General features: G+C 72.1%; 12 protein-coding genes. 6 read left to right on the forward strand and 6 right to left on the reverse strand.

Annotation, left to right across the window (positions count from 1 at the left end; translation table 11 throughout):
* Nucleotides 1-67: 67 nt before the first annotated feature.
* Complete coding sequence (locus tag Pka01_RS05050) at nucleotides 68-976, reverse strand: aldo/keto reductase (protein WP_203881403.1); 909 nt, start codon at nucleotides 974-976, stop codon at nucleotides 68-70.
* A gap of 95 nt (nucleotides 977-1,071) precedes the next feature.
* Here Pka01_RS05050 and Pka01_RS05055 point away from each other — a divergent pair, with 95 nt between their 5' ends.
* Nucleotides 1,072-1,737, forward strand: a complete 666-nt coding sequence (locus tag Pka01_RS05055; RefSeq protein ID WP_203881404.1) for a helix-turn-helix domain-containing protein — start codon at nucleotides 1,072-1,074, stop codon at nucleotides 1,735-1,737.
* On the opposite strand, the gene Pka01_RS05060 is transcribed toward Pka01_RS05055, so the two are convergent.
* The gene (locus Pka01_RS05060; RefSeq protein WP_203881405.1) at nucleotides 1,727-2,419 is read right to left on the reverse strand and encodes a CDP-alcohol phosphatidyltransferase family protein; all 693 of its coding nucleotides are present in this window, start codon (nucleotides 2,417-2,419) and stop codon (nucleotides 1,727-1,729) included. The two genes, Pka01_RS05055 and Pka01_RS05060, sit on opposite strands and share 11 nt — an antisense overlap.
* Nucleotides 2,420-2,580: 161 nt before the next feature.
* Between Pka01_RS05060 and Pka01_RS05065 the strand changes: the two genes are divergently transcribed.
* From Pka01_RS05065 to Pka01_RS05085, 5 genes are read left to right on the forward strand one after another with little or no spacing between them, the layout of a single operon-like run.
* Nucleotides 2,581-3,567, forward strand: a complete 987-nt coding sequence (locus Pka01_RS05065; RefSeq protein ID WP_203881406.1) for a zinc-dependent alcohol dehydrogenase — start codon at nucleotides 2,581-2,583, stop codon at nucleotides 3,565-3,567.
* A gap of 12 nt (nucleotides 3,568-3,579) precedes the next feature.
* Complete coding sequence (locus tag Pka01_RS05070; RefSeq protein WP_203881407.1) at nucleotides 3,580-3,978, forward strand: 6-pyruvoyl trahydropterin synthase family protein; 399 nt, start codon at nucleotides 3,580-3,582, stop codon at nucleotides 3,976-3,978.
* Nucleotides 3,951-5,063, forward strand: coding sequence for a glycosyltransferase family 4 protein (locus Pka01_RS05075; RefSeq protein WP_239114751.1), 1,113 nt, complete (start codon nucleotides 3,951-3,953; stop codon nucleotides 5,061-5,063). Before Pka01_RS05070 ends, Pka01_RS05075 begins: the two co-directional genes overlap by 28 nt.
* Nucleotides 5,060-5,920, forward strand: a complete 861-nt coding sequence (locus Pka01_RS05080) for a class I SAM-dependent methyltransferase (RefSeq protein ID WP_203881408.1) — start codon at nucleotides 5,060-5,062, stop codon at nucleotides 5,918-5,920. Before Pka01_RS05075 ends, Pka01_RS05080 begins: the two co-directional genes overlap by 4 nt.
* 5 nt (nucleotides 5,921-5,925) lie before the next feature.
* On the forward strand, nucleotides 5,926-6,903 hold the full coding sequence (locus Pka01_RS05085; RefSeq protein ID WP_203881409.1) for a lysylphosphatidylglycerol synthase transmembrane domain-containing protein: 978 nt from the start codon (nucleotides 5,926-5,928) through the stop codon (nucleotides 6,901-6,903).
* 52 nt (nucleotides 6,904-6,955) lie between these two features.
* On the opposite strand, the gene Pka01_RS05090 is transcribed toward Pka01_RS05085, so the two are convergent.
* The 4 genes from Pka01_RS05090 to Pka01_RS05105 all read right to left on the reverse strand — a co-directional run bounded on the left by Pka01_RS05090 (nucleotide 6,956) and on the right by Pka01_RS05105 (nucleotide 13,096).
* Nucleotides 6,956-8,443, reverse strand: coding sequence for an FAD-dependent monooxygenase (locus Pka01_RS05090; RefSeq protein ID WP_203881410.1), 1,488 nt, complete (start codon nucleotides 8,441-8,443; stop codon nucleotides 6,956-6,958).
* An 83-nt stretch (nucleotides 8,444-8,526) separates the two neighbouring features.
* Entirely contained in the window at nucleotides 8,527-9,675 is a 1,149-nt protein-coding gene (locus Pka01_RS05095; RefSeq protein WP_203881411.1) for a glycosyltransferase family 4 protein, read from the reverse strand.
* 19 nt (nucleotides 9,676-9,694) lie between these two features.
* Nucleotides 9,695-10,570 (reverse strand): sulfotransferase family protein, encoded by an 876-nt coding sequence (locus tag Pka01_RS05100; RefSeq protein ID WP_203881412.1) that lies wholly within the window; start codon nucleotides 10,568-10,570, stop codon nucleotides 9,695-9,697.
* A gap of 231 nt (nucleotides 10,571-10,801) precedes the next feature.
* On the reverse strand, nucleotides 10,802-13,096 hold the full coding sequence (locus Pka01_RS05105) for an FdhF/YdeP family oxidoreductase (protein ID WP_203881413.1): 2,295 nt from the start codon (nucleotides 13,094-13,096) through the stop codon (nucleotides 10,802-10,804).
* Nucleotides 13,097-13,163: the final 67 nt, after the last annotated feature.

A 13,163-nucleotide genomic window follows, 5' to 3' on the forward strand; every position in this document is an offset into this window, starting at 1 on the left:
CGGAAGTCCTCCCCTCGGAGGCGGAGGCGGGATGCACCTGGGGCCGGGCGGGGCGGTCTCCCCGGCGTCATGCGTCGAGTGCGGCCAGATCCTCGCGCGTCAGGCGGATCCGCCCGGCGGCCATGTTCTCCTCCAGGTGCTCGAGGGAGCCGGTGCCGGGGATCGCGAGCATGACCGGTGACCTCGCCAGCAGCCACGCGAGCGCCACCTGCGGCGTCGTGGCCCGGTGGCGGTCCACGACTCCGGCGAGGCGGGCCGCGTCGATCGGCCGCCACCCGCCGCCGAGCGGGAAGAACGGCACGAAGGCGATGCCGGCCTCCTCACATCGGTCCAGGACCTCGGCGTCTCCCCGGTCCTGCACGTGGAAGTTGTTCTGCACGGCCGCCACCGGTGCGATCCGCCGGGCCTCGGCCAGTTGGGCGGCGTCGACGTTGCTCACGCCGAGGTGCCTGATCAGCCCTTCCTCGCGCAGCTCGGCCAGAACCGCGAACCGGTCGGCGATCGACACTCCGCCGGGGGCGGCCATGCCGCCCACGCGCAGGTAGACGAGGTCGAGCCGGTCCACGCCCAGGCTGCGCAGGTCCTCCTCCACGAGTCCGCGCAGCTGCGCGGGGCTCGCCTCACTGCTCGGCACCCCGGAGGAGTCGAGCAGCGGCCCCACCTTCGTCGCGATCACCAGCCCGTCCCCGTACGGCGCGAGCGCCGTCCTGATCAGATCGTTGGCCGCCACGCCACCCCGGCGGTAGAACCACGCCGTGTCGATGTGGTTCACGCCCAGTTCGACCGCGCGGCGCAGGACCGCGACGCCCGTCTCCGGGTCGCGGGCGGGCCCGGCGAAGGTGCCGGTCGGCAACCGCATCGCGCCGAATCCGAGCCGGTGAACCGGCAGATCCCCGCCGAGGTGGAACTCCCCCGTGAGCGCGGCGGGGGAAACCGAGGCCGAATGTCCGTTATCCGAATGTCCGTTATCCGTCATGCAGGCAACGTTCCCCCGCCGGTGGGAGGCGGGGCCACCCGATGACAACAAGCTGCCACCTCGGCCGATCCGGCCATAGTGGCCATAATGGACGAATGGCTGCCGATGAGGTCATCACCGTACGCGGCGACGCGGAGCTCGTCGCTCGCGCGGGTCACCTGTTCGCCGGCGTCCGGCACGAGTTCGTCTGCGCGGCCCGCGACCTGAACACGTGGTCGCAACCCGAGGCGCGGCACGCGATCAACGGCCGGCTGCGCGCGGGGGGCACGGCCGGCGTCACGGTGCGCAAGCTGCTCACCCCGGCCGCACTCGCCGACGAGGTGTCCCGGCGGCACCTGGACCACGTCACGGCCGCGGGCGGCCGGGTGCGGATCAGCTCGGCGCCCCTTCCCCACGAAACGATCATCATCGACGGGCGGGTGATGATCCTCGCGGGTCCCGACGCTCCCGGCCCGCGCGAGTTCACCGTCACCACCTCGGCCGCGCTCGTCGGCGGCGTGCACGCGCTCTTCCTCGCCGCGTGGGACAACGCCGCCGACGTGGCCGGCTACCTCTCCGGCGACCGGCCCCACCTCGACGACGACGAGCGGGCGGTCCTGCGCGCTCTCGGCGCCGGATACACCGACGAGACGGCGGCCCGGCGTCTCGGCCTGTCCGTGCGCACCTACCGCAGGCGGGTCGCCGAACTCATGGCCGCGCTGGAGGCCGATTCCCGGTTCCAGGCCGGACTGCGCGCGGGCGAACTCGGTCTCACCGGCTAGCCGTCGACGCCGCCTCCGTCCGCGGAGGGCGGTTGCGCCACAGCCAGACGACGTCGCGGCCGAAGGACCACACCAGGGACGCCAGCGCCGCTCCCACCGAGACGACCGCGACCAAGTACGGCAGAACGTCCGAGGCTGCGACGACGAGCACGATCCCCTGCGTCGCCGCCACGACCTTCCTGGCGAAGCTCGGCGGCAACGTTCCCCGCAGCCACGGCATCGTCCAGCCGGCCACGACGAAGGCGTACCGCATGGCGCCGATGACCAGGACCCACGCACCCAGGGAGCCCGCGACGTGGACGCTGAGCACCAGGATCAGGAAGGCGTCGACCTCCATGTCGAAGCGCGCGCCGAGCTTGGAGACCGTGCCGGTGCGCCTGGCGACCTGGCCGTCGACGGCGTCCAGGATCAGGGCCACCGTGGCGAGTGTGACGAGAATCACCAGCGGCAGGCCGCGGGCCGGGTGGCCCGTCATCACCAGGACCGCCACGAGCGCCGTCACACCCCCGACGAGCAGCGCGCGAGCCAGTGTGACATGATCGGCCGGGCCGAGCGAGCGGGTTCCCGACCGCCGGGCGGCGACGGCGAGGAACGCCCACAGGGCGGCCATGTAGACGACGCCGGCCGCCACACTCGCCGTGCTCAGGCCCACCAGGGCGTTCAGCAGACACAACAGGCCCATCTGGACGCCCGCTCCGGCGGCCTGTTCCCAGTGGATTGAACCCGCGCCGAATTGTGCACGTGTTGTTGGAGTAGTTCGTGCGGACGGTGCCGTCATTCGGAACCCCTGTACTCATACGTACCCATATGCACCATCTATCCACCCAGTCGAGGAGACGCTCGGTGATACGTACGGCACGTGCCTTCTGGTTCACGTCTCCCGGGGAGGGCGAGATCAGACCGGTCGCCCTGCCGGAGCCCGGCCCAGGCGAGGTGCAGGTCCGTGCGCTGTGCTCGGGGGTGAGCCGCGGCACCGAGACCCTGGTCCTGCGGGGCGGCGTACCCGAGAACCAGTACGACGTGATGCGTGCCCCGTTCCAGGAGGGCGACTTCCCCTGGCCGGTCAAGTACGGATACCTCAACGTCGGGATCGTGGAACACGGGCCGCCGGACCTGCTCGGCCGCGCCGTCTTCTGCCTCTATCCCCACCAGACCCGCTACGTGGTCCCGGCCGCCGCGGTCGTCCCCGTGCCTGACGGCGTGCCCCCGGAGCGTGCCGTGCTCGCCGGGACCGTCGAGACCGCGGTGAACGCCCTGTGGGACGCCGCCCCGCTGGTCGGCGACCGGATCGCCGTCGTCGGGGCCGGGATGGTCGGCTGCGCCGTGGCGGGGGTGCTCGCCGGCTTCCCCGGCGTCAGGGTGCAGCTGGTCGACGTGAACCCCGCGCGGGCCGGCGTCGCGGCGGCGCTCGGCGTGGGCTTCGCGTCACCCGGCGAGGCCGAGGACGGATGCGACCTCGTGATCCACGCCAGCGCCACCGAGGCGGGGCTGGCGCGCTCTCTGGAGTTGCTCGCGCCCGAGGGAACGGTCATCGAGCTCAGCTGGTACGGCGACCGGAGGGTCAGCCTGCCCCTGGGCGAGGCCTTCCACTCACGCCGGCTGACCGTACGCGGCAGCCAGGTGGGCATGGTGTCCCCGGCACGGCGTTCGCGCCGGAGCTTCACCGACCGGCTTTCGCTCGCGCTGACGCTGCTCTCCGACCCCGTGTTCGACGCGCTGATCACCGGCGAGAGCGGGTTCGAGGACCTGCCCCGGGTGATGGCCCGGCTCGCCGGCGACGATCCCTCCGCCCTGTGTCACCGAATCGTCTACGACCCCGTCCAGTACTGAAAGGCTCCACCCTTGTTCAGCATCACCGTTCGCGACCACGTCATGATCGCCCACAGTTTCCGCGGCGAGGTCTTCGGCCCCGCGCAGCGCCTGCACGGGGCGACGTTCGTGGTGGACGCGACGTTCCGCCGCGCGGAGCTCGACGACGACAACATCGTCGTCGACATAGGGCTGGCCACGCAGGAGCTCGGCGGGGTGCTCGCCGAGCTCAACTACCGCAACCTCGACGACGAACCCGCCTTCGCCGGCGTCAACACCTCGACCGAGTACCTGGCCAAGGTCATCGCCGACCGCCTCGCCGACCGCGTCCACGCGGGCGCGCTCGGCGAGGGGGCCCGCGGGCTCGCCGGGATCACGGTCGCCCTCCACGAGTCGCACGTCGCGTGGGCGAGTTACGAGCGCACACTTTGAGCACGGCCGGCGTCTTCGCCGTCCTGCCCGGTGACGTCGACGACGAGGCGGCGCCGAGCGGCGGCAACGTCTACGACCGCCGCGTGTGCCGGGAACTGGCGGCGGCCGGCCTGCCGGTCCACGAGATCGCCGTGCGGGGCGCCTGGCCGCGCCCGGACGCCGACGCCCGGGCCGCGCTCGCCCGATCACTCGCCGAGGTGCCCTCCGACGCGGTCGTCCTCCTCGACGGGCTCGTCGCGTGCGGGGTGCCCGACGTCGTCGTGCCGCAGGCCGGGCGACTGCGCCTGGCGGTCCTGGTCCACCTGCCCCTGGGCGACGAGATCGGGCCGGAGCCCGGCGCGGCGGCCGACCTGGACGCGCGCGAGCGGGCGACCCTCCAGGCCGCCGGAGCCGTGGTGGCGACCAGCCCATGGACGGCGAAGCGGCTGGCCGGCCACCACGGGCTGGCGGAGGATCGGATCCATGTGGTCTCACCCGGCGCCGACCGCGCCCCGGCGGCGTCCGGCACCGACGGCGCCTCCCGGCTGCTGTGCGTCGGCTCGGTGACCCCGACCAAGGGCCATGACCTGCTCGTGGAGGCCCTCGCGGCCGTCCGGGAACCGTCCTGGCACTGCGAGATCGTCGGGCCGCTGAGCCGGGATCCCGCGCACGCGGAGCGGCTGCGGCGGACGGTCGGGCGGCTCGGGCTCGGCGACCGGGTGCGACTGGCCGGCCCCCTCACGGCGGAGCGGCTGGCCGAGCAGTACGCCCGCGCCGACCTGGTCGTGCTTCCCTCCCGCTCCGAGACGTACGGCATGGTCGTGACCGAGGCGCTCGCGCGCGGGATTCCGGTGCTGGCCACGGCCGTGGGCGGCGTCCCGGAGACTCTCGGGCAGGCTTCCGATGGCGGCGTGCCGGGAATCCTTGTATCTCCGGAGGACCCCGCGGCCATCTCGGCGGGGCTTCGCCGCTGGTTCGGCGATCCCGGCCTGCGACGCCGGCTCCGGCTCTCGGCACTCGACCGCCGTGACCGGCTGGCACCGTGGCAGGAGACGGCAAGGGGCTTGGCCGCAGTGCTGGAACGACTACGAGGAGTGACGCGATGAGCACGCCGCCGACCGGCGACGAACCGGTCCGAGTCACCCCGGGCTGGCTGGCCCTGCGCGAGGGCGCGGACGCGGCCGCCAGGGCGCCGGAGCTGCTCGATCCGCTGCGGGCCTACCTGGCGCAGACCGCACCGGAGCGGCTGGTCATCCAGGACCTCGGCTGCGGCACGGGTTCGCAGGCCCGGTGGCTCGCCGGGCGGCTGCGCGGGCCGCAACACTGGATCCTCCGTGACCGCGACCCCGATCTGCTCGTCCACGCCGGCGAAAGCCTGCCCGGCTCGGCCTCCGACGGGGGCCCGGTGACGGCCGAGACGCGCCAGGGCGACCTCACCGACCTCCGCGCGGCGGATTTCAGCGGTACGTCGCTGGTGACCGCTTCCGCGCTGCTCGACCTGCTCACCTTCGACGAGGTCGACGATCTCGCCGCGGCCTGCGTCGAGGCGGGATGCCCGGCCCTGCTCACCCTGTCCGTCGCGGGCCGGGCCGACCTGACCCCCGCGGAACCGCTCGACGCCGAGATGACGGGGGCCTTCAACGCGCACCAGCGGCGCACGACGGGCGGCCGCCGCCTGCTCGGTCCCGACGCTCCCGCCGCCGCCACCAAGGCCTTCGAACATCGGGGCGCGGTGGTGCGCAGCAGTCCCAGTCCCTGGCGCCTCGGCGCGGACTCCGCCGCGCTGACGGAGGAGTGGCTGCGCGGCTGGGTGGCCGCCGCCTGCGAGCAGCGGCCAGATCTCACCGCCGAGGCGGACTCCTACCTGCGGCGACGGATCCGGGCCTGCGAGGCGGGCGAACTGGAGGTCGTCCTGCACCACACCGACCTGCTCGTGCTCCCCCCGCGGAAGGCCGCCGCGTGACGGCGATGCGCAGGCTCTGGCCCTGGCTGCGGACGCTCATCGGAGCGGGCATCCTGGGGGTCCTCGTGTGGCGGGTCGGCACGGGCGCCTTCGTGGACGGGTTCCGCGTGATCGACGGCTGGTCGGCGGTCGCGGCCCTCGTGATCGGCCTGGCGACCACCGTGGTCAGCGCCTGGCGCTGGTGCCTCGTGGCCCGCCGCCTCGACCTGCGGCTGTCGCTGCCGACGGCCGTCGCGGACTGCTACCGCGCGCTGTTCCTCAACGTGCTGCTGCCCGCGGGGGTGCTGGGGGACGTCCACCGGGCGGTCAGCCACGGCCGGAAGTCCGGGAACGTCGGGCGGGGTGTCCGCGCGGTCGTGCTCGAACGCCTCGCCGGTCAGACGGTGCTCATCGTCGTCGGGGTGACGGTGCTCCTGACGCAGCCCACGCTGATCACGGCCGTGGTCGACGGCCTCGCGCCGGGCCGCGCGCCGGCGGCCGCGGCGCTGGTCCTGTCGGCCGTCCTGCTCGTGATCGGCGGGTGGGCGCTCGCCCGGCGCGGCGGGGCGTGGCACCGCGCCCTTGCGGCGGCGTGGGCGGAGGGCCGCACCGCCCTGCTCGCCCGCGACGTCTGGCCGCGGGTGGCGCTGCTGTCCGCCGGGGCGGTCGCCGGGCACCTCCTCCTCTTCGTCGTCGCCGCCCGCGCCGCGGGATCACACGCGACGCTCCTGCAGTTGCTGCCGCCGCTGGTCCTGACGCTCCTCGCGATGGGCCTCCCCGTGAACATCGGGGGGTGGGGCCCGAGGGAGGCCGTCTCCACTCTGGCGTTCGGCGTCGCGGGACTGGGCGCCGCCCAGGGGCTCACCGCGGCGGTGGTGTACGGCGTGCTGACGTTCGTCTCGACCCTTCCCGGCGCCGTGGTGCTGTTCCTGCGCCGCGGCGGCCGGGCCCGCGGCCCCGGCGAGTCGTGGCCGGGCGGCACGGTCCGCCCCGCCGTACGGTGAACGCGCGGCGGGCCCTTCATCGGCTCCCGTTCGCCGCTCTCAGGGGGACCGATCAGCGGGCGATCGGGGTCGGCGGCGGGCCGCACCACTGCGCCAGAGCCCCGCGGATCCGGTCGGCGGACGACTCCGAGCCTGCGGCGGCCGCCCAGGCGACGTAGCCGTCCGGCCGGACGAGCACGAGCGTGCGGGCGGCGTCATTCGCCGTGACGACCCGCACACGGCCCTCCCACCCTGCCGCCGCCTGCGCGGGGACCCGAGAGCCTGGAGGCACGACCAGCAGCCAGCACCTGCAGCGCAACGCCTGGTAGACGCTCTTCGGGCCGGGACCGGCCAGCGGGAGGTCCGGCGCGCGCCGGCCCACGAGCGGGTGGGCGCCGGCGGCGGCCGGGTAGGTGAGGCCGATCCCCGAGATGGTCTCCGCCATGCGGAGGGCGACGTGCGGGTCGCGCATCGCCGTCCGCAGAAGCACCCGCCAGGCCGCGCGCAGCGTCCGGGGCCTGGCCATGGCGCTGCGCAGGAGCCTGCCGCTGATGCGCAGGGAGATGTCGCCCGCGTGGTGCCGCTCGCTGCCGTAGGTGTCGAGCAACCATGCCGGCGCTCCGTCCCTGATCACGGCGGCGAGCTTCCAGCCGAGATTGGCCGCGTCCTGCAGGCCCGTGTTCATCCCGAGGCCGCCCGCCGGGGAGTGCACGTGCGCGGCGTCGCCGGCGAGGAAGACCCGCCCCACGCGATAGGCGGGCACCTGCCGCTCGTCACAGCTGAACCGCGATATCCAGCGGGGATCGTGCATGCCGAAGTCGGTGCCGAGCACGCGCCGGGTGATCTCCCGGATCTCGCCGAGCTCGATCGGGGCGGCGTCCGGGCGCCGCCGGCGCCTGCTCCACACGATCACGCGGTACCAGCCGTCGCCGAAGGGCAGCACGAAGGCGAACCCGTCCTTGCGCGCGTCCGCCGTCAGCACGTTCGGCGGCGGATCGGCCATCCGCACGTCGCAGAGCAGGAGCGAGCGCGCCACGGACATGCCGGGGAAGGGCAGGCCGAGCGAGTGCCGCACCGCGCTCCGCGCGCCGTCGGCGCCCACCACGTAGTGCGCCCGCCACGTGCAGTCCCGGCCGTCGTGGGTGCGCACGTCGAGATCCACTCCGTCGGCGTCCTGGCGGAGCCCGGTCACCTCCGCGCCCGGCACGAACTCGACGCCCATCTTCCTGGCCCGCTCCGTGAGCAGCCGCTCGGTCGTGAACTGCGGCATGGCCAGCAGGTACGGAAAGCGGGTGGCCAGGCGGGACAGGTCCAGCACCCCGCTCCCGAACACTCGCAGCGCGTCGACGGGAAGGCCGACCGCCACGAAGTCGTCCGCGAGGTCGCGCGCGTCCAGTTGCTCGAGGGTCCGCGCGTGGACGCCGGCGGCCCGGCTGAGGTTCGACTCGCCGTGGCGGCGTTCGAGGACGAGGCAGGACAGACCGGCGGCCGCGAGGTCACCCGCGACGAGCAGCCCCGTCGGACCGGCCCCCACGACCACCACGTCCGTCACGGCATCCATGGCGTCCCTTTCCCGTGGATCTCGCTGAGAGACCCACTACCGGGGGACGAAATACCCTAAACCAGACAAATGACACTTTCCATTTAGCGCGTGGCGGCGAGGTCGGCGAACATGCGCTCCCACATCGGCATGACCTTCTGCGGCGAGTACTCCAGGGCCGTCGCTGCGGCCGCGGAGCCCATCCGGACCCGCAGATCCCGGTCGGCGATGAGCCGGTTCATCCCGGCGGCCAGGGCGTCGACGTCCCTGGCCGGGACGAGCAGGCCGTCGTGATCATGCGTGAGCACGTCGCCGGGGCCGGTCGGGCAGTCGAAGGCGACGATCGGCAGCGCGTGGGCCATCGACTCGATCATCACCATCGGCAGCCCCTCGAACCGGGAGCTGAGCACGTAGATCGAGGCCTTGGCCAGCTCCTGGTCGAGCCGGTCGCTGCGGCCCATGAGCGTGACGCTGTCGGCCAGCCCGTGCTCGGCGATCAGCTTGGCGAGGCCGTCCTTCTTCGGGCCGGTGCCGAAGATGCGCAGGCTCCACGCCGGATTGCGGGCCGCGACCTGCTTGAACGCCGGGATGAGCAGGTCGAAGCCCTTCTGCGCGACGAGCCTGCCCGCGGCGACCACGATCGGGTTCTCCTGCCGGGTGGGCGCTCGGCCGACGGTGGCGACGGCGTTCGGCACCCACTCGACGCGGGCGCCGGGCAGCAGTTCGCGGTAGTCCTCGCGATCGCTGGCCGTCAGCGTGACGACGGCGTCGAGCCGGCCGTAGTAGCGGGCGATGTCGCTGCGCACGGTCTCCGGATAGGTGCCCAGGTTCATGTGCTCCTGGGCGACGCGGACGACGCTCTCGGGGGTGCGGCGGGCCGAGATGAGGTTCAGCGCCGGCCGGGTGGTCACCAGGATCCCGTCCTTCAGCGACGAGACGTAGTCGATGACCGCCCGTTCCACGCGCTCGGTGAACCAGTCGGCCTTGAACTCCCCGACGGGAACGATCCTGCCGCGCATCATGCGCCAGGCACGGCGCCCCACCGAGTCGGTCCGCACCCCGCCCCTCTGGTCGGCCAGCGCGGTGACGCGGACACGGGAATCGATCTCGAACTGCGGCTCGTCGCGCCGCCGGACCGTGCTGATCACCTCGACGTCGTGACCGGCGGCCGCCATGGCGCCGGCCTGGTTGAGGACAGTGCGTATGGTGCCCCCCATGCCGTAGGCGTGGAGGAGCATGTAACGGATCTTCATCACACCGTCCCGGGAAGGCTCATGTCCGCTCCGCCGTACGGGGGAGGTAGTCCCAGCTCACGCTCATCGGCCGCAACGATTCCGGAATCTCGTCCTCGGAGGGGAGATCACGGCCCGGCTGCACGGTGCCGCTGCTGATCTTGTCCTTCCAGTCGCCGAGTCCCTTTTCCTTGACGGACAGCTCGCCGTAGGTGAGCATGCCGTCCTCCCACGGGATATCGAGGAATTCGCAGATCCGGCGCGTCTCCTTCTCCGGTTCCACGGTCAGGTCCTCGTATCTCACGACCAGGCCGGGAAGCGCCTTCCGAGCCCGCTCGACCGCCTTCATGTAGCGCAGGGCGTCAAGCGCGGCCTCCTCGGGGGTGCGCTTGGCCGGGTCGGCCTCATGCCACGAGGTCGCGATGGACGCCGGATGACGCAGGAGGAAGATGAACCGCGCGTCGGGCCAGCAGGCCTTGATCCGCTTGTAGGCGAAGGCGTTGGCCGGAGTCTTGTCCACCATGAACCGCTTGCCGCTCTTGACCAGTTCCCGGTGCAGCACCCGGTCCCAGAGCAGATGTTCCAGGTCGGCCCTGTTGTGGCCGAGCGCGCTCATCGCCGACTCGGCCAGCGGCGTCCCGTAGTTCACGAAGAGCCGCCGCACGTGGAGCTCATGGGGAGCGTGCAACATCGAGTGGGCGTTCAGCATCGCCCTCAACAGGGTGGAACCCGAGCGAACCGGCGAGAGGATGAAGATCGGCGCGGTCAGAAGCCGATCGACCTGAGGATCCTCCGGCGGCCGTACCAGGTCGTCCGGCGCGGCCTCAGCCGTGGTGGACCCCGTTTTTCCTACTCGATTTAGCTGGAATCCCGCGTACTTAATGAAGGCGTTATTGACCTTCCGCTGCCAGGTCATAGCGGGAAAGACTACTCGATTTTTCTAATAATTCACTGAGCGTTCCTTGTGAATATCCACATATACGCCCGCTTAACTTCCGCTAAACCTACCTTTTATACATTGAATACCTGACGGACCGGCTCCGGTCATGTCCGGAGACCTCCGGAGGGGGACTCGGAGGGGGACGCGGAGGGGACGCGGCGGGGGACACCGAACCCGGCGGGCGGATCGCCCGCCGGGTTCGGCCGGTCAGCCGGTCGCCGCGGCGTGCCGCTCGAGCCGTACGACGACGCTCTTGGAGGTGGGGGTGTTCGAGGTGTCCGCGGTCGAGTCGAGCGGCACGAGCACGTTGGTCTCGGGGAAGTAGGCCGCGCAGCACCCGCGCGCGGTGGAGTAGGCGATCACGCGGAACGCCTCCGCCGTCCGCTCCCCGTCGGGCCACTCGCTGACCAGGTCGACGAGCTCGCCGTCCGCGATGCCGCGTTCGGCCAGGTCGTCGGGATTGACGAACACGACCCGGCGGCCGTTGTGCACGCCGCGGTAGCGGTCGCCCATGCCGTAGATCGTGGTGTTGTACTGGTCGTGGCTGCGCACCGTCTGGAGCAGGAGGCGTCCCGGGGCGAGTCGCAGGACCTCGAGGTCGTTGGCGGTGAAGTTGGCCCTGCCCGTGTCGGTCGGGAAGCGGCGCTCGTCACGGGGGGCGTTGGGCAGGGCGAAGCCCCCGGGCCTGCGCACCCTGGCGTTGAAGTCCTCGAATCCCGGCACCACACGCTCGATGCGGTCGCGGACGGCGTCGTGGTCGGCCTCGAACCGCTCCCAGGGGATGCCGGACGGGCCGTCCTGCTCGAAGAGCCTCATGGCCAGCCGGCTGACGATGGCCACCTCGGAGAGCAGGTCCGGCGAGGCGGGAGCCAGCCGTCCCCGTGAGGCGTGCACCATGCCCATAGAGTCCTCGACCGTCACGAAGCGGTCGCCGTCCCTCTCCGTACGGCCCAGCGTGGGGAGGATGAGCGCCTCCTCCCCGCACACGGCGTGCGACCGGTTCAGCTTGGTCGACACCTGGACGGTGAGCCTGGCCCGGCGCATGGCCGCCTCGGTCACCGCCGTGTCCGGCGTCGCGGAGACGAAGTTGCCGCCCATCGCGACGAAGACCTTCGCGTGCCCGTCGCGCAGCGCCCTGATCGACTCCACCGCGTCGGCCCCGTGCCGGCGGGGCGGCTCGAAGCCGAACTCGTCACGCAGCGCGTCGAGGAACGCCGCCGACGGCTTCTCGTAGATGCCCATCGTCCGGTCGCCCTGGACGTTGGAGTGCCCGCGCACCGGGCAGACGCCGGCTCCCGGGCGTCCCACGTTGCCGCGCAGCAGCAGGAAGTTGACGACCTCCCGGATGGTGGCGACGGAGTTCTTGTGCTGGGTCAGGCCCATGGCCCAGCACACGATCACCGACTTCGCCCCGAGGACGTCCTGGACCGTCTCCTCGACGGCCGCCCGGGGCAGGCCCGTCGCCTCCTCCACGTCCGCCCATTCGAGCTCGCGGACGTTCTTCTCGAAGTCGTGGAACCCGTGCGTGTGGGTCTCGACGAACTCGTGGTCGATCACCGACCCCGGGTTCGCGTCCTCGGCCTCGAGCATCAGCTTGGACAGGGCCTGGAACAGCGCCATGTCTCCGTTGAGCCGGATCTGCAGGAACCGGTCGGCCAGCTTCGTGCCGCGCCCGGCGACCCCGCTCGCCTTCTGGGGGTTCTTGAACCGCAACAGGCCGGCCTCGGGCAGCGGATTGACCGCGACGATGCGGGCGCCGTTCCGCTTGGCCTTCTCCAGCGCCGACAACATGCGCGGGTGGTTGGTGCCGGGGTTCTGCCCGACCACGAAGACGAGGTCGGCCTTGTGGAGGTCGTCCAGCGAGACGGTCCCCTTGCCGATGCCCAGTGTCTGGGTGAGCGCCGAGCCGCTGGACTCGTGGCACATGTTGGAGCAGTCCGGCAGGTTGTTGGTGCCGAAACGACGGACCAGCAACTGGTAGAGGAACGCGGCCTCGTTCGACGTGCGCCCGGAGGTGTAGAAGAGCGCCTCGTCCGGCGACTCGAGCGCCCTGAGCTCCCTGGCGATGATCGAGAACGCCTCGTCCCAGGCCACCGGCTCGTAGTGGTCGGACCCTGCGGGCTTGTACATGGGCTCGGTGAGCCTGCCCTGCTGACCCAGCCAGTAGTCGCTGCGCCCGGCCAGCTCCGACACGGTGTGCTCGGCGAAGAATTCGCCGGTCACCCGGCGGAGGGTCGCCTCCTCCGCGACCGCCTTGGCGCCGTTCTCGCAGAACTCCGCGGGGCTGCGGTGGTCGCCTTCCGGCCAGGCGCAACCGGGGCAGTCGAAGCCCTGCTTCTGGTTCACGCGCACCAGGGTCAGCAGTGAGCGCCTGACGCCCATCTGGGAGTAGGACATCGCCAGCGAATGAGCCACCGCGGGAACTCCCGCGGCCCATTCCTTCGGTGGTCCAACCTGCAGACGCTCATCCCCGGCGTCACGCCTGGGAGCTTTTTTTGCCACCCGATACCCTCACTTTCGGCCACCTGCCGTGTCCAAAATACGCCGTCTTGACATGCGGGTGTGGACG

This window comes from Planotetraspora kaengkrachanensis (assembly GCF_016862895.1).
Taxonomy (GTDB): Bacteria; Actinomycetota; Actinomycetes; order Streptosporangiales; family Streptosporangiaceae; genus Planotetraspora; species Planotetraspora kaengkrachanensis.

What these genes read in the sequence shown, in the direction of transcription:
- Pka01_RS05100 (WP_203881412.1), bottom strand. Translation starts at nt 10,570, where the DNA reads ATGACCTGGCAGCGGAAGGTCAATAACGCCTTCATTAAGTACGCGGGA.
- Pka01_RS05050 (WP_203881403.1), bottom strand. Translation starts at nt 976, where the DNA reads ATGACGGATAACGGACATTCGGATAACGGACATTCGGCCTCGGTTTCC.
- Pka01_RS05060 (WP_203881405.1), bottom strand. Translation starts at nt 2,419, where the DNA reads ATGGGCCTGTTGTGTCTGCTGAACGCCCTGGTGGGCCTGAGCACGGCG.
- Pka01_RS05055 (WP_203881404.1), top strand. Translation starts at nt 1,072, where the DNA reads ATGGCTGCCGATGAGGTCATCACCGTACGCGGCGACGCGGAGCTCGTC.
- Pka01_RS05085 (WP_203881409.1), top strand. Translation starts at nt 5,926, where the DNA reads ATGCGCAGGCTCTGGCCCTGGCTGCGGACGCTCATCGGAGCGGGCATC.
- Pka01_RS05095 (WP_203881411.1), bottom strand. Translation starts at nt 9,675, where the DNA reads ATGAAGATCCGTTACATGCTCCTCCACGCCTACGGCATGGGGGGCACC.
- Pka01_RS05090 (WP_203881410.1), bottom strand. Translation starts at nt 8,443, where the DNA reads ATGGATGCCGTGACGGACGTGGTGGTCGTGGGGGCCGGTCCGACGGGG.
- Pka01_RS05080 (WP_203881408.1), top strand. Translation starts at nt 5,060, where the DNA reads ATGAGCACGCCGCCGACCGGCGACGAACCGGTCCGAGTCACCCCGGGC.